The organism is Abiotrophia sp. HMSC24B09 (genome assembly GCF_001815865.1).
Lineage (GTDB): Bacteria > Bacillota > Bacilli > Lactobacillales > Aerococcaceae > Abiotrophia.
This window is the reverse complement of sequence record NZ_KV822195.1, coordinates 1-16,097: the sequence shown is the minus strand read 5'-3', so window position 1 is coordinate 16,097 and position 16,097 is coordinate 1. Positions and strand designations below refer to the sequence as shown.

Sequence of the window (16,097 nt, the reverse complement as noted above, 5' to 3'; positions counted from 1 at the left end):
TAGAAGGACGAACACAGAAGTCAAAGCTAGTAAATAGTTATCACGAACTTCTCATTTAATCACCTACATCCTGAGATTATGTTTGTGAAATTTCTTCAGAGATCCGCCATCACCTCTTACTTAAGGCACAAGAAAAGAGACTAGGCAACTAGTCTCTCTTTAATCCTTTATAGCTGGCTCAGACTTTTGAAGCCTTCTTAGCTTCATGATTGGCAATAGCCAATGCTACCAAATGTTTTGCTAAACCTTCATTCCGTACTAGAAGCGGGCCGTGGAAATAGCTACCATAAGTATTGCGATAGTGCATACCCTCGGTTTTGTCTTGGCCATTGTTCCCATGACCGGTCACTACGCGACCAAGCGGTGCTTGATTGGGACCTAGCGTGGTCACCCCATTATGATTTTCAAAGCCATAATAAGTCACTTGATTGACTTCATCATAGATTTCAATATCCCCGATGAAGCGAGTGCCTTCTTGGCGTTCTGTCTTATGTGGAAAAATACCTAGGCATTCAATTTTCTGCCCTTCTGCTGTCATATAGTATTGACCCAAAAATTGGAAGCCACCACAAATTGCGAGTAAGACACCATCCGATTCAATGTAACGTTCTAGTTCAGTCTTTAGACGACCAATATCGCGCGCAATAATCCCCTGCTCGTAATCCTGCCCACCGCCAATAAAGACAATATCATAGTCATCCGCCTTAAAGTCATCACCTAAACTAACCAAATCGGTTTCTACTTGGTAGCCGGCTTGTTTGGCATGGTACTGCAGCATGAGGAGATTACCATTATCTCCATAGGTATTCAAGAGATTGCCATAGAGATGGCAGATTCGTAAAGTTTTCATTCAATCTAGCCCTCCCGTTTTATTGTTTCAGGTAGCCCTTGGCTACTAGTAATTTACGTAAATCTAACATGGCGGTATAGGTAGCCAAGATATGAATATGTGGTGTCGTGCTCGCTTCAATAGCCGCAACAACCGCCTCAAGACTATCTAACTCATGGATGCGTTCTGAATCAAGTCCTGCTACCTCAAGACGCTTGGTCATATCCTTAACCCGCATCCCTGCCGTATAGACTTCTTGGATTGGAAAATCAACCATCTGTTCATAATGACCATCCCAAATCCAGCTGACATCTGTCCCATCCGCATAGCGGTTATTGAGAATGGCCACTAAATTATAAGGTTCAGGATCTAATTTAATAAGCGCTAAGACCTGATCCAAGCCGACTGGATTCTTAACCAAATTAAGTAAAACTTTCTTATCCCCTACTTGAAAGAACTCTTGACGGCCGAACACTCGCTCTGCTTGCTTAAAGCCAGCTTCAATGGCCTCAGGAGATACACCAAATTCACGAGCCACACTATAGGCTGCTAAGGCATTATAGATATTATAGAGCCCTGCTACTGGAATAGCATACTCATGTCCTTCAATGGCAAAACGAGAATGCGTCAGCGCTAATTCTTCCAGAGCTGTTACACGATAGCTTAAATCTGGACGTTTGAAACCACAATGTGGGCAATAGTACTTCCCTAAGTTGGCATAAGTATTGCTGTGATAGCGAAGGATATGCTGACATTCTGGGCAGAGAATACCATCCGTATTATAGTGAGGTGTTACCTCATGGTCCTCTTCATGGTCAAAACCAAAGTATACTCGAGGATTAGGCAAAGCCACTGAATTGAAGAGTGGTGAATCCCCATTAGCAATCACAGTCGCTTCTGGAACTTGCTTAGCAGCGTCCGCCATGAGTTTATAAATAGTATAGATTTCGCCATAGCGGTCCATTTGATCTCGAAAGACGTTGGTGTGGACAAAAGCCTTAGGAGCTAGTGCCTTAACCACGTGTTTAAGGGAGCCCTCATCGACTTCCAGAACGGCTACACCTCGTTGCCCTTTAGGTAAGGCAGACGCAGACAGGAAGGTGGACACAATCCCTTGCTTCATATTAGAACCTGTTGGATTAGTCAGGATGTGGTCGTAAGACTGAGCCAAGGCATGGACTGTCAAAGCTGTGGTCAAGGTTTTACCATTTGTACCCGTAATAATCACCACATCATAGTTCTTCGCCAACTCGGCCAGAAGATTCGGATCAAGGGCTAGGGCCAGTTTACCTGGCAGGCTAGAACCACCACTGGTAAAGGTCGTGAGAGCCCAGCGGGTTAAGCGACCTACTCCGGTCGCTAATTTACTTCGTAAGGTCATAAAGAGACTCCTTCAACTTCAAAATTTTGGATTCATTAAGCTAATAAATAGGCCTGCAGAGGGACCTAATAAGACAAGCGCATCATAGAATTTGAGACGCAAAACTCATTTTCTATTTTATCCCCCTAGCCAGCAAAAAGCAAGGACCGAGGTCCCTGCTTTCTTTGACTCTTTCTCTTAAAATGGCCAGTCAATCGAGCGCCACCAATCACCCACACCACGCACAGCTTCCTTGGTGGTGAAGACAATGTCGTCCCATAGGTTACCTGCATTTTGGTTAACCCATTTAGCGCCCTGATCAATTGTTTCTCCAACATTATAGTGCTGAACCGCATCAGCAATTGGGTTGGTATCAGTTGTCATCTGTGAAGCCATTTCTAGACCAAATGAAGTCTGTGGTGATGCCGACATGAGATTAGTAGTCTGAATAGAGAAGAGCTGGCGCATACCACTAGGCATTAAATCATCCAGTGATTGCTCCCCAGACTTATCTAAGCCTACCCAAGAAGCAATAACAAAATCTGGTGTATAGCCAATCATCCATTTATCACGAGTTGCCATGTTGCCGTCCGATACTTCCGTTGACCCTGTTTTACCCGCGATTTGACCAAAACTAGCTCCGGCACCATAACCGGTCCCATTACCACCATAAGTTTCCAGCATCATGCTGGTCATGTCGGCTGCTACTCGTGGTGTCATTACCATATATTTAGTTGGGCGAGTATTCTGATAGATAATATGGCCACTGGCGTCTTTAATTTGACGGATTAAGTAGCTGTCATTACGAATCCCCTTGTTGGCAAAGGCTGCATAGGCACTAGCCATCTGCAAAGGCGATACTCCTTGGCTGAGAGCTCCCAAGGCCAAGGTGAGTTGTTGATCTTGAGCTTGAATCTTGAGACCAAATTGATCTAATTTTTGCACTGACTTACCAATCCCCAGTTTGTCCATTAAATAGACGGCCGAAGTGTTCTTACTTTGGGCTAAGGCATAATAAAGTGGGACTTGACCAGATGGATCCGTCTGACGATCATAGTTCTCGGGTGCATAATGATTGTTACCATAGGCTCTTACCTGGTCAGGTACCTGACTATTAATTTTATAACCTGCTTCAAGCGCTGGCTCATAGACCGCCAGTGGCTTGATTGTAGAACCCGGCGAGCGTCTCATGTCAGTTGCCCGGTTAAAACCACGGTGAACGTAGTCACCTCGCCCACCGTAGATGGCCATCACACCACCTGTTGAAGGTTCTACCACAACTGAGGCACTCTGTACTAAGGGGGTGCCCGTATTATCATCTGGGAAAATCCCCTGCACTTGATAGGCTGAATCCAACGCATTTTGATATTCAGGATTCAGGTAGGTATAAATCTTATAGCCCTTAGCTAGCAAGTCCGCTTCAGGAATCCCTGTTTCAGCTACCGCCTCATCTAACACCGCATCGAAATAGGCCGGATATTGGTCCTGCTCCTTAGCCACATAGGCATCATGAAGTTCAATACCTGAAGATTTAATTGACTGCGCCGTTTGACTATCAATCACTGACTCCTGTTCCAAGAGGCCAACCACTACGTTACGGCGTTCGATTGCCGCCTCGTAGTCATCAATAGGGTTAAAGAGCGACGGCCCTTTGAGAATACCTGTCAGAACCGCTGCCTCATTCCAAGACAGGCTAGCTGCCGAGTGACCAAAATAACGTTGCGAGGCATCTTCGACACCCCAGACCCCATTACCAAAGTAGGCATGGTTAAGGTACATCTCTAGAATCTGGTCTTTACTGAATTGCTTCTCGACTTCCAAGGCTAGGAAGAATTCCTTAAGCTTACGTTGCAAGGTTTGGTCTAAGGTCAAGAAGGCATTCTTAACCAGTTGCTGGGTCAAGGTCGAGCCGCCCCCGCCAGAAGTATTGCGATTGATTACAAATCGCACTAGAGCGCGCCCTATCCCTTGGGCATCAAATCCGTTATGCTGATAAAATCGCTTGTCTTCCGTTGCCACTACCGCTTCACGTATAGTAGTAGACATCTGGTCTAAATTTATATAAGTTCCCTTCTGGGCACTCAGTGTCCCAGCTTCTTGGTCATTCTTATCATAGATGGTCGTAACCGTCTTGAGTGCATCTTGTAGCATAGCCACATTGGTCGTCTTAGCGATAAAAACCAGATAGGTCGACATGACTAGCATGATTGACATGCCGATAAGGATTAACCATTTCCAGCCACGGTAATACCGCCAGATGCCTTTGAAGCCTTGCCAAATCCGGCTTCTAAAACTTGCTTGACTGGCCATTATGATCACCTCATTACTTCATTCATATCCCTTATTATACTGGAAAATTACGAATTTCTTATGAATTTTGACTGCTAAGCGTGAAAATTTAAGTATTTCTTAGAAAACGGCTAATAAGAAAACTTCCCATTATATCATATATGATATAATGGGAAGTTTATTTTTACCTCAAGACCTAAAAAAACAGCACCTGAAATCAGGTGCTGAATGTCTAATTCTTAATCTACTAATGCCTTGACGTGGTAGAGTCGGCTTGCATAGTCACCCACCAATTGTGGAAAGACATAGAAGCCTACTTGCATCAGTTCTGCCCCAGTAGCGACAAATTCCTGCTCCTCTGATTTCACTTGATAGCGCCTTTCTGGACACAAGTCCTGTAACTTAAGCACCTGCAAAGGCATGGCAGCTTGAGTTAGAGTCTGAGCCAACAAGACCATTGCCTGGTCTTGCTCTGGGCTGACAACCATCCAGGCTGTCAGGTTATCCTGGAAAGGACTTAGCAGGCGACTAAAGCGACCAAACTGGAAGAGAGCACGATGTTGCTTGTAGAAGTTCACTTGTTGTCGAATGCTTTCAAGTTCTTCTTTTGGCAGTTTGGTTAAATCAAGCTCATAACCAAAATCACCAAAGTAGGCGACCTGAGCCCGAGTCGCGAGAGGGGTCACACGATGTGTCTGATGGTTAGGAACTGCGGATACATGCGCTCCCATGGTGTGCTGCGGCACCATCATAGAGGTCCCGTACTGAATCTTCAGGCGCTCTACAGCATCCGTGTTATCCGACGTCCAGGTTTGTGGCATATAGGCGAGAATGCCTAAGTCAAAACGACCTCCCCCACCTGAACAACTTTCGAATAGAATGTGAGGATAGGCCTTAGTCAACCGTTCCATGAGATCATAGACCCCCAAAGTATAACGATGAGCTACCTGTCCCTGAGCTTGGCCAGGTAAATGTAGAGCATAGACTTCAGTAAGATGACGGTTCATATCCCACTTGATATAGTCAATCGGTACTTGATTCAGGATTTTGCTAATCTGTTGGAATAGGTTATCTCGGACATCTGGATTGGCCATATTCAAGACTAACTGCTGACGACCAGGTGTCAAACTTCGACCGGGTGTCTGGATGGCCCACTCAGGATGCTCTCGAAAGAGATTACTATTTTCTGAAATCATCTCAGGTTCAAACCAGAGTCCAAACTTCATCCCTTTTCCATGGACATAATCCGATAAACCTACCAAGCCCTGTGGCAATTTACTTTCCTGTTCAAACCAATCACCCAGCGAACTATTGTCATGGTTTCGTTGCCCGAACCAACCATCATCTAGGACGAAGAGCTCTACTCCGAGGTCAGCTGCTTGGTCAATCAAGGCGTGCAATCTAGGTTGATCAAAGTCAAAATAGGTTGCCTCCCAGTTATTTATGAGAATCGGTCTTTCCACACCACGGAAGCGACTAGGAATCAAATGCTGACTGACAAAATCATGGTAAGCTTGGGATAAGCCATTCAAACCACGATTACTATAAGCCAAGACAACCTGTGGAGTTTGGAAGCTTTCCCCAGGAGCCAACTCCCAATCCAATCCTAGCGATTGTATGCCTGCCTGAAGCCGAATTTGATTATAGGAGTCCATCTGAACAGACATCTCAAAGCTGCCACTGTAAATGAGCTGGGCACCCAAAGCCTGACCTAAATGTTCAGTCGTCTCAGGCGCTACGATGGCCATATAAGGGCTCTGGTGGTGGCTGCTGGTTCCTCGTTTACTATCTAGAACTTTGATGCCGTGATGGATGGCCTCACGCTCCACGAATCGCTCCCGAGCCCAGGTACCGTTTAAGTGGATAAGTTCTGCTTGCCTTGGCGGCAAATCCAATTGAAAACTGGAAATTTTCTCAATCCGACTTGTCTCACTGCCCTTATTGTGAAGAGTAGCTGACCTCACCACTATTGTCTGCCCCTCAAAAATCGTATAGGACAAGACGAGCTCTAGCGATTTAAGTGCATCTTTAAGGTAGATTTTGAGGGTGACGGCCTCTTGACCTCCATCTACTTTCGCATGAGGGAGACCTTCCAAGGTTGGACTGCCCGCCACAATTTCATGACGGTCATACCGAAAATCACTGACCGTGGAGCCATCAGCATGACGTAAGACTAGGGCTGGGTGCCGGAAATCCCCACGATTATATTGACTATATTCATAAAGCAAATTCCCAACCGAGAAATCACGTACATCTGCTCCAAACTCGACCGACTCCACTTCAAAATCGCGATGAATCCGTGGATAAGCCGCTATGCCACTGTAATGTTCCAAGCGCTGGCCAAAATAGAGATGAGTGACATAACCAAAACGTTCCAACTGAATCAGATAGGACAGCTTCTTATTGCGTAAGTGGAAGACTTGTTGACTACTATCGAAAATAACTTCCATTGTTTATGTGCTCCTTTCAAAAAATGAGTTTCTAGGGTTGCCTAATCCAAGAATAATTGATAAGTAAGTCCTTGTCATAATGAACTTTGTTTAAGCTAACTATAACATGTCATTCCAAGCCATCGAATAGTTAAATGTCACTTCCTTTATTCGTTTTTAAGTTATAAGATGATTTTCAGATATATAATAGCGCTTTAGCGAATATAAAGTTTGACTAATTATTAAAGCGTTTACTATAATTGAGAAAAGGAGGATCCCTATGAGCCGAGCAGAATTCTATGTCTTCCACAACAAAACGTCTATTGAACTTTATCCTATTCAATTTGGTCGCGAGGCTTGCGCCCCCTTGCATCGCATGGGACCCACGCAAACCCATAACTATCTCTTCCATTACATTCTATCTGGCCAAGGGCGCTTCTCACTGGTAGGTCAGAAGGCACAAACACTCTCTGCTGGGCAGGGTTTCTTGATGACGCCCGACTGCATTTGTGCCTATGAAGCGGATGAATCCGACCCTTGGACCTATTGTTGGATTGAGTTTAATGGGCTAAAAGCTAAGCACTTCTTACAGGAAGCGGGCTTTAATGCTTCTAATTATCTCTTTAAACCTAAGCAGCAGTCTGTGCAAGATAACATCATGGCCCCCCTCATGCAACTGATTAATAACCCTAAACAACATGAGTCTTTCTTAATTGGCCAACTCTACCTAGTCATGGATGCCCTGATTCGTTACTCTAATCATACGCAATTGCTACCTCAGAATGATGTTCACAACTTTTATATTCGCGAGGCCATTCGTTTTATTCAAGATCATTTTGCCGAGTCTATCTCGATTGATGATATCGCACAACATTGCAACCTGAATCGTAATTACTTTAGTAAATTATTCAAACAGGAAATGGGCTTAACTCCTTCTCAATTTATTCTTAACTACCGCATGAATATTGCCTGCCAGCTCCTAACTAATCGCCAATTATCCATCCAATCTATTGCCCAGCAAGTCGGTTATACCAATCAATTCAACTTTTCTGCTGCCTTTAAACGCGTCAAAAGTTTGGCTCCCTACGATTGGCGCAAGCTCTATGCCTAAAGAAAAAAGCCCGGTTTCCCGGGCTTTTGTTTTACTTATATTTTTCTTCAAGCTGGGCCATCCACCAACCCATCCCTGTCCCCAAAAGTAGAGTAAGGAAGCAGAGTAGGTATTGGAGTAAACCAAAGCCAATGTACTCTCTTGGAATAATCTCAATCGTTGAAGCAAGGACAATCCCAAAAATAAAATGGAAGAAGACACTATAGTGACTACGGAAAATACGCTCAATTAACTTAGAAAGCAAGATAATGGTCGCCAAGCCACCCAAGCCAATTGGAATCAGAACGGCTAAGTCTAACTGCTTAAATCCTGTCGCCATTTTTTCATAGAGTCCCATATAAAGGATAAAGTTAGATGGGCTAAGGCCAGGTACTAGAATCCCTAAAGCAATCAGCGCCCCGGAGATAAACCAAGAAATGAAGTTAGCCTCGACTTGGCCATTAAAGAGATGGCTACCAAACTGTAAAAGCACAATCCCAAAGATAAAAGATCCAGCTAAGACCCATAAGTCCTTGTGGCTGCGCCCTTCTTTACCAGCTTCCCGCCATAAAGCAGGCGCGGATCCAAGGATACAGCCGACAAAGAACCAAGAAACGATAGTAGCATAGTTAGCTAATAGGTAGCTGACCCCAAAGGAGAAGAGGACAATACCGAAAAGCGCCCCCAGTCCTACCGGAATAAAATAGAGGATATTTTCTTTGAAGTTCTTGGTTAAGTTGGCCAAGAAACCAAGAATGCGCTCATAGATTCCAAAGATAGCAGCAAGCGCCCCGCCACTAACTCCTGGCACAATAAAGCCAGAGCCAATCAGTATCCCTACCAAAAAGCGATAGAGAAAAGGTTGTTGTTTTTCTTCTTGATGTTCCACCAAATGGAAACCCTCCTTATACAATCTGTCGCTCCAGGCTGGACCTGAAACCCCTGTTCTCTAGTCTAGCGTGAATTAGCTCAGAATGCAAGGCTGGGGCTAAGTTTGGCGGATTTTTTCTTAAGGCTAGAAATGACTTCTTGACACTTATAAACAAAAATAGGTAGCCATAAGGCTACCTATTTCTTATTTTTTCAAGATATCCGTCAACTCAATCTGACGTTGACAATGAGCCAAACTTTCCCCCGTGACAATGACTTGTCCTTCTAAATCCAGAGGATTACGTCCCATTGGATTAAAGAGAGCGAAACCCCAGTCAGTCCGTAACATGTATTGGGTCATGACTTGCTCAGCATTTAAGGCTTCTAGAGGTAAGGCGATGGCCGCATCAGCCAAAGGTACTAGACTAGGCAGAGGTAATCCGACTACTGAGCGCACCATGGCTTCATAACAGGACAAGGACATGGCGCCTAGAGTAAACATGGCTGCGTCCTTAGCGCCTATCTCAACACTATTAATATAGACCACGCCAGCAGAAGTCACCAGAAAATCAATGGTCATACAGCCCACTAAGGCTAAAGTCTCGACTAAATAGCGCCCCAAGCGACGGATTTCTCGCTCAACTTCTTCATGGAGTTTGACTGGGTAGCGGACCTGCGTTCCACTCACCGCACTAGATTGAACTTGTTCAAATGGTGGATAGACCAGGAGTTCCCCTCGTTCGTTCCGAACCACCGACAAGGAGACTACTTTTTCGCTAGGAATCCAAGCCTCAAGTATACAGGTTCCCAAGGCAATTTTGTCTTGAGCAGCTTCATAGTCAGCCTCGCTATAAAGAATGAGATGGCTGCTCACAGCTTCAATGTGCCGTTGGGTATATTTGAGATAACAAGGGAAGCCGATAAACTCCACTGCCTCCTTGACATCCTCTAGCGAAGTCACCATAGCAAAAGGCGCCACCAAGCAACGTTTCTCATCTAGATAGGCCTTTTCAATCAGACGGTCTGTGGCAATAGCCCGCAAGTCTTCCGATAGCGTAACATCCGTAATATCGGCTAAAACCTTAAATGCCAAATTAGACAAGAGTCCCGGCTCTACAATTACGGTATCAATACGCCCAGCGAAAAATCTCAAGGTTGCTTCATCATATGCTTCGGCCACTGTCTGCCAAGTTGCAAATTGCCGCACTAAATTATCTGGATTTAGAACTAAGCTCGCTACACGGTAGCCTAATTTCCCTGCCGCTTGAGCCAGAAGGGCAGCATGAATGCTAGAACCAATTATCCCTACTGTTTCACCTGGATAGTGTTTTTCTGGCACAATGCCACCTCCTTTATCTCATTCACACCTTACTAGTTTACCATACTTTATAACTGAAACCTACACAATTTTAAAATTATTGATCATATTGAGTTAGTTGCCATTCTTCAATCATTGCAATTAATTTATCAGCATAATCTGGATCCGTCGCATAACCTGACGACTGCAGACCGCGAGCCTGGGACTGATAGTCCTTTGCCTCTAAGACCGCCTGGTACTGCTTAGCGTTCCAAGAAGTTCCATAAAAAATTAGTTCAGCATGCTTAACCAAGGAGTCCTCCCAAGATTTATAAACTTTGAAACGATCCACGATGGTTATCCACTCATTATTGACATACTCCTTAGTCTCTAAATCCACGCCATTAGGATCGTCTGCTGCGGCTTTGACACCAAAGAGATTGTAGTAATTAGCCGCTAACTGGCTCTGGCCGAAATCTGACTCAACCATGGCTTGGGCCAAGGAAACGCTAGCCAAAACTCCATACTCTTTCTGTAAACGTTGAGCCGTAGGAACTAACTTTTGAACAAACGATTCACGGCTAACATGTTGAATCTGAGTATTGTTGTCAGGTTGACCGCTTCGATCTTGGATAACTTGATAGGTCAAGAACAATACCAGCATGAGTCCAATCCCCATAACGGTTCCCTTGCCTAATTTTTGATAGAGAGCTAAGCGGAATTTGCGCCAACGAGTCTTTATTTTTTTCCAGCTCCACTTGCTACTCTTCTTTTTCTTTTTAGCATAGTAGCTTTTACCTCTTTTAGTCATGGGTCACCTCCTTGGGATTTGATTTACTTAATCGTTGCTACAGCTGTCCATTCAATTGGTTATCAAACCATTCCAAGAGTTTAATCTCATCGCCCTCAATTTGCTGACGAATAATGCCTGGTAACCGTAATTCTAAGACATCACTATAACCCCAGATATGATAATCAGCAATTACTTGTAAAATCATCATGTTGGATTTGCGATTTGAGCTTTCCTCATTAGGTTCGCTGTGGTGCCACTCCATACGGGCCATGCCTTGATGAATCCAACGGCGGGCTATCTGATACTTGAGGTACTGGTATTCTTTGACTGGATTGGCCATGACATCACTCAGACGTTCAGCATTACGAACCACCTTTTGAACTAGCATCCATTCATAATCTGTAAAAAGGGTCGACAGAATTTTAACATTCTCATATTTGAGACCTTGCTCCCCTTTTTTGAAGCGATCCCAGCTCTGAGCGCTGATACCGAGTTTATCTGTATAAAAGGCCTTCTCCGTTACATATTTTTCTTTGACGGCATTGAGTACAATGCTGATAAGGGCCTGGTTCATTTTTATCACCTCGTTAATGGATTACTTGCCTTCCATTATACACCTTTTAGGTGAACTATCAAATGGTTTGTCCCTAAGTTCTTTTTTTGGTACACTTAAGCCTAAGAAAGTCTGACAAAGGAAGATACCCTATATGAAACTTAATCTCGACCTCAAATCCTTTAAAGTGGGCATGCGGACCTTCAAGACTACTATTGCGGTTGGTTTGACTATCACTCTTTTCGAACTTTTGAATCGTCAACCTGCCGTTTTGGCGGCTATTGCAGCAGTTTTCACCTTGAGGACCGAACATGAAACCTCTGTTAAATTTGGGCGCATCCGCCTCTTCGGCAATACGTTAGGTGTAGTGATTGCTATTCTGCTGACTCAGATTGCCCTCTGGATGAATCTGCCCTTACCTATCTATCGGGTTTTAGGAGCTAGCTTGGGGATTCTCTTAGTTATCGTCTTTTGTAATGCTTTCAACCACCCCGCTAGTGTCGTTAATTCAAGTGCTACCTTCTTCGTCGTCTTCCTTAACACCCCCAAGGAACACCTCTTAGATTATGGCGCTAATCGCATCTTGGACGCTATCATCGGTTCCGCCATTGCCATTATAGTCAACCGTTTGCTTCCCAATCCTCATGTCAAGAAAGAGGCCTAGAGAATTTGCCAACTTAGACTAAAAAAAGCTGAGACAGCTATTACTACTGTCTCAGCTTTTTATCTTAGTAATAGAGCCAGGTACCGCGACCTGTATCCCAATACCAACGTCCTTGACGTGGAGTAGAATCGAGGACACCGTCACCATCATCATCGAAATAATCAAAAACAGGTGCAGGTTCTACGTTAGGGTTGTTAAGTTCAGCCTGAGTAGGCAACTCAGGAGCAGATGAGTTGCTCGCAGTTGATGATTCACTACTTGAAGCACTTGATTCAGTTGCATTAGTTTGGCCTTGGGCAAACTCCACTAAGGTCTTCACGATTGAAGCCACATTAGTATTCGCGGTTTCTCCTTCGCCAGGTGCACCAAGAACTACAACAATCACGGATTTTCCGTTCATCTCAATAATTGCCGCATAATGGTGCATACTCCCCACTTGATCAGGTGTCGTCATTTCATAACGTCGTGTTACATCTTTCAGGTCTGTTGGGAACTTGGTGGAAACCGGAGTCTTAAGAACGGCTTCTTTAAGCGCTGCACTCACCTTATTATTAACTAACTTATCTTGGGCCAGCTGATTCAACAAATTAGCCAAGTCATAGGCACTTGTGGTCACACCTGTAATATCACCCGCCTCATTCAATGCTAGATTAGCACTAATCTTTGTTGAATAGTAGCCTTGGCTATTAAGCCAGAGATTCAATTCATTTGCGCCACCTACTTGTTGAATTAAGTAATTCATGGCTGTTGCATCTTGGGCTACCACTACTGCATCAATTAATTCTTGGATAGTAATCTTCGAACCAATAGCGTGTGTTGCCATAGCTGTCTCTCCCGTCCCTACACGGAGAGCTTCTTGAATTTCAACTTCAGTTGTTAGTTCAAACTTTTTCTCATCAATCAATTGATAGGTCCGTGCTAATACAAACCATGCAAAAAGGTTAGATGCGTCACTAGACTTAGTACTTGATAAGTAAGGAGCTTTGCCACCGACTTCTTGAAGAGCCAGGACTTGTTTACCATCGGACTTGAAGGCTGCCTCTAAAGCTTTCACTTGATCTTGACTCAGACCTAAATCCGGTGTTTGATATTCAAGTTGTTCGGTGTAGTTAAGGCTGTCTGCCTTGATGGCCAAGGACACCTTACTACCAGTTGCTTTAGTAATTTGATAGCTTGGGTCCACATAACGTAAGACTAAATTGTTAGCTTCCTTGACTAAAGAGTAGTCTGTTAAGTCGCTACCATCTACGGAAAACTTGAATGTATCACGGGTCAAATTCTCTAATGGTTGCTCAAAAGTCAAAGTGACCGTCACAAAAGGATAGGCAGAAAGATCTGCTTGTTTACTTTTGGCTTGAAGGTTTGGCGTACTACTTGATTCTTCCTTGCTGGACTCCTGCGCTACTTGGCTAGAGCTTGATGATGTTGGTGTTTCAGTATTTTGATTTCCCCATTTAATTCCCACGGCATTCAAGGCTTGTGGTAAGTACTTAGGTAACTCCGGACCATATAAGAAAGCCAAGAATAAAAGAATTAAAACAAGCACCATCTGTAGAATACTGAAGATAACTCGCATGAAACCACGACGACGTTTTGGTTTGAATTCAGGAACTAATTCTTCCTCATCATCTTGGGATGAAAAATCAAAATTCTGAATTTCTTGGGTATTACGCCACGCTTCATACTCCGTTGTCTGGTGTAAATCATCATGAGGCAGAACTGTATTCGAATCGAATGCTTCATCATTCTCATAATGTGGTTCCCTCACCACTTTTTTATCCGCAAATGAATAACCACAACGGGCACAGTGCGTCTTACTTCTGACTGGCTTGCCACAGTTTGGACATTGCATATCTTAAATCCCTCCTCTAATTAGGTTGCTACCTATTCCCTACAATTCTATCATAGAATAGCTAAAAATTAAAGCGCCTTATCACAATAATTAGCCCTTGGTCCCCTTGGCCAGGACTAATACTTTCAAGTAGTCACTGCGCTCATCTTCTGACCGCGGGAAATCCTCTCCCAAGCCAAAACTAGCCAATAGTTCAGCGTCTGGACAAGCTGCCAAGCAATCTGCTTTAAAGTCCTCTAAAGAATAGGCTGAGTGATTGGTAGATAAGACTAATTGACCACCTGGGGCCACCAAACACCAAAGATCTGCCGCAAGCCGGCCATAATTTTTAAGGGCAGAGAAGGTATATTTCTTCGTTCGCGCAAAACTAGGTGGGTCACATACAACTCGATCAAAGGTCAGTCCTTTTCGCTTAGCATAGCGGATATAGTCGAAGACATCCATGACACGAATTTCATGCGCTTGGCTAGGCGTCTCTATCCCATTCAGCGCGAAGTTTTCCTGGGTCTTAGCTAGGCTACGATTAGCCACATCTACGCTAACGGTTTGGCTTGCGCCCCCCATTGCGGCCGCTACTGAGAAACCACCTGTATAACTGAAGAGGTTTAAGAGACTTTTGCCAGCAGCTCCCTGCATGACGTAGTCTCGCACCTGTCGTTGATCCAAGAAGAGTCCGGTCATCCATTCCTGTCCGAGATGGATAGCATAGTGAATACCATTTTCACGAATAATGACTGGGGCAGGTGCAAGTTGCCCTTCAAGATGGTTAATAGCTTGTTCAGCCACTTGTTGATCAAAGCGCTGGGTTTCATAGATTCCTAAGATATTGAGAATATTAGCTTTAAGAGCTGATACTAGCTCATCGCGGTAATGATAAATCCCTTGAGAATACCAGTTAAGTTGGATAAATCCTGCATACCAATCCACTGTTACTCCGCCCAAGCCATCTCCTTCTCCATTGATAAGGCGAAAGGCCGTTAAGTCTGAACGGTTAAAATAGGACTGACGCTGAGACAAGGCAGCTTGAACCCGTTGCTCTAACCAGTTAGCGTCTAGCTGACTATTCTGAGTTAACAACCAGCCTAAGCCCTTCTGTTGGCGCCCGACTAGCATAAGTCCCAGCCACTGCCCCGACACCGACTTTAAGCCTACTATGCTTCCTTCGGCTAGACGCTCAGCTACTTCTGGCTCCATGACGTCAGCTAACTGAATCAGCGCCTTGCCCTTTTTTAGCCCTTGACTGGCTTTCTTCTTCACGATTAGTGTATCCATCTATTATTCTCCTTTGATTTCAGCCCAGAATTGTGCCAGGTATTGGCGCATAAAAGCAGTTCTCTCTTGGGCTAGAGCACGGCCTGATGCGGTATTCATCAAGTCAGCCAACTTTAATAATTTTTCATCAAAATGCGCAAGACTGCTCTGATTTTGACGATAATCTTCTTGACTTAACTGGGACAAATCACGAGGAGGCAAGTCATTATAGAGATCATGTCCTCGTGAACCTCCATAATAGAAGGTACGAGCGATACCAATTGCCCCTAAGGCATCTAATCGGTCTGCATCCTGTACGATTTGCCCTTCAAGTGATAGAGATTGCCTTTCTTGCAGGTTTTTACTAAAAGACTGGCGGTCCATAATTTCTAAAATAGCATCTCGTTCCGGTAAAGTTGCTCCTGCTTGTATTAGAAGCTCTGCTACTTCTCTACGCGCTTGAGCTGGATTCGATGTCACCTTATCATCAATGACATCATGCAACCAAGCGGCAGCTAGCACAATGGAGGTTTTTATGGGCTGTGATTCAGCTGCCATCAAACGTTGAGCATTGGCAACCACACGCTCAAGGTGCTGAATATCATGCCCCGTCTTATCTTGCGCCATACGTTGACGCACAAAAGCTTCAATGATTCCTAACTCCATTCCCTGTCACACTCCTTTCTTGTATTCTAGCACAAGAGTCCTGCTCAAGGCTAGCTAGCCCCTAGTGTTTACTTGCTTAAGCAGAAAAAATCCCTCAGTCCTTGCTAAGAAGGCTGAGGGATTTTGACTAGGCTTTAGTCTTCATCTGTCGCTT

General features: G+C 44.4%; 13 protein-coding genes. 2 read left to right on the top strand and 11 right to left on the bottom strand.

Going from position 1 to position 16,097, the window contains the following annotated elements; all coding sequences use genetic code 11:
• Window positions 1-178 precede the first annotated feature (178 nt).
• The 4 genes from HMPREF3093_RS01280 to HMPREF3093_RS01265 form a co-directional block, all read right to left on the bottom strand.
• The gene (locus tag HMPREF3093_RS01280; RefSeq protein ID WP_070755229.1) at window positions 179-850 is read right to left on the bottom strand and encodes a type 1 glutamine amidotransferase; all 672 of its coding nucleotides are present in this window, start codon (window positions 848-850) and stop codon (window positions 179-181) included.
• Between the two features lie 19 nt (window positions 851-869).
• A complete protein-coding gene (locus HMPREF3093_RS01275) occupies window positions 870-2,210 on the bottom strand; it encodes a Mur ligase family protein (RefSeq protein ID WP_070755228.1) in 1,341 nt (446 codons plus the stop codon).
• A gap of 177 nt (window positions 2,211-2,387) precedes the next feature.
• Window positions 2,388-4,499, bottom strand: a complete 2,112-nt coding sequence (locus HMPREF3093_RS01270) for a transglycosylase domain-containing protein (RefSeq protein WP_070755227.1) — start codon at window positions 4,497-4,499, stop codon at window positions 2,388-2,390.
• Window positions 4,500-4,717: 218 nt separating this feature from the next.
• On the bottom strand, window positions 4,718-6,928 hold the full coding sequence (locus tag HMPREF3093_RS01265; RefSeq protein WP_070755226.1) for an alpha-galactosidase: 2,211 nt from the start codon (window positions 6,926-6,928) through the stop codon (window positions 4,718-4,720).
• 259 nt (window positions 6,929-7,187) lie between these two features.
• On the opposite strand from HMPREF3093_RS01265, the gene HMPREF3093_RS01260 reads away from it, so the two are divergent.
• The gene (locus HMPREF3093_RS01260; RefSeq protein ID WP_070755225.1) at window positions 7,188-8,018 is read left to right on the top strand and encodes an AraC family transcriptional regulator; all 831 of its coding nucleotides are present in this window, start codon (window positions 7,188-7,190) and stop codon (window positions 8,016-8,018) included.
• 31 nt (window positions 8,019-8,049) lie between these two features.
• Here HMPREF3093_RS01260 and HMPREF3093_RS01255 read toward each other — a convergent pair whose 3' ends face one another.
• The 4 genes from HMPREF3093_RS01255 to HMPREF3093_RS01240 form a co-directional block, all read right to left on the bottom strand.
• A complete protein-coding gene (locus tag HMPREF3093_RS01255) occupies window positions 8,050-8,886 on the bottom strand; it encodes a DUF368 domain-containing protein (protein ID WP_070755660.1) in 837 nt (278 codons plus the stop codon).
• Between the two features lie 186 nt (window positions 8,887-9,072).
• The gene (locus HMPREF3093_RS01250) at window positions 9,073-10,206 is read right to left on the bottom strand and encodes an ATP-grasp domain-containing protein (RefSeq protein ID WP_070755224.1); all 1,134 of its coding nucleotides are present in this window, start codon (window positions 10,204-10,206) and stop codon (window positions 9,073-9,075) included.
• Between the two features lie 76 nt (window positions 10,207-10,282).
• Entirely contained in the window at window positions 10,283-10,975 is a 693-nt protein-coding gene (locus HMPREF3093_RS01245; RefSeq protein ID WP_070755223.1) for a glycoside hydrolase family 73 protein, read from the bottom strand.
• 37 nt (window positions 10,976-11,012) lie between these two features.
• Window positions 11,013-11,531 (bottom strand): hypothetical protein, encoded by a 519-nt coding sequence (locus tag HMPREF3093_RS01240; RefSeq protein ID WP_070755222.1) that lies wholly within the window; start codon window positions 11,529-11,531, stop codon window positions 11,013-11,015.
• 133 nt (window positions 11,532-11,664) lie between these two features.
• Here HMPREF3093_RS01240 and HMPREF3093_RS01235 point away from each other — a divergent pair, with 133 nt between their 5' ends.
• Window positions 11,665-12,174 (top strand): FUSC family protein, encoded by a 510-nt coding sequence (locus HMPREF3093_RS01235; RefSeq protein ID WP_070755221.1) that lies wholly within the window; start codon window positions 11,665-11,667, stop codon window positions 12,172-12,174.
• A gap of 64 nt (window positions 12,175-12,238) precedes the next feature.
• On the opposite strand, the gene HMPREF3093_RS01230 is transcribed toward HMPREF3093_RS01235, so the two are convergent.
• From HMPREF3093_RS01230 to HMPREF3093_RS01220, 3 genes are all read right to left on the bottom strand, one after another.
• Window positions 12,239-14,026, bottom strand: a complete 1,788-nt coding sequence (locus HMPREF3093_RS01230) for a serine hydrolase (protein ID WP_070755220.1) — start codon at window positions 14,024-14,026, stop codon at window positions 12,239-12,241.
• A 90-nt stretch (window positions 14,027-14,116) separates the two neighbouring features.
• A complete protein-coding gene (locus tag HMPREF3093_RS01225; RefSeq protein WP_070755219.1) occupies window positions 14,117-15,298 on the bottom strand; it encodes a class I SAM-dependent rRNA methyltransferase in 1,182 nt (393 codons plus the stop codon).
• Window positions 15,299-15,301: 3 nt separating this feature from the next.
• Window positions 15,302-15,943, bottom strand: coding sequence for an HD domain-containing protein (locus HMPREF3093_RS01220; protein WP_070755218.1), 642 nt, complete (start codon window positions 15,941-15,943; stop codon window positions 15,302-15,304).
• Window positions 15,944-16,097 lie beyond the last annotated feature (154 nt).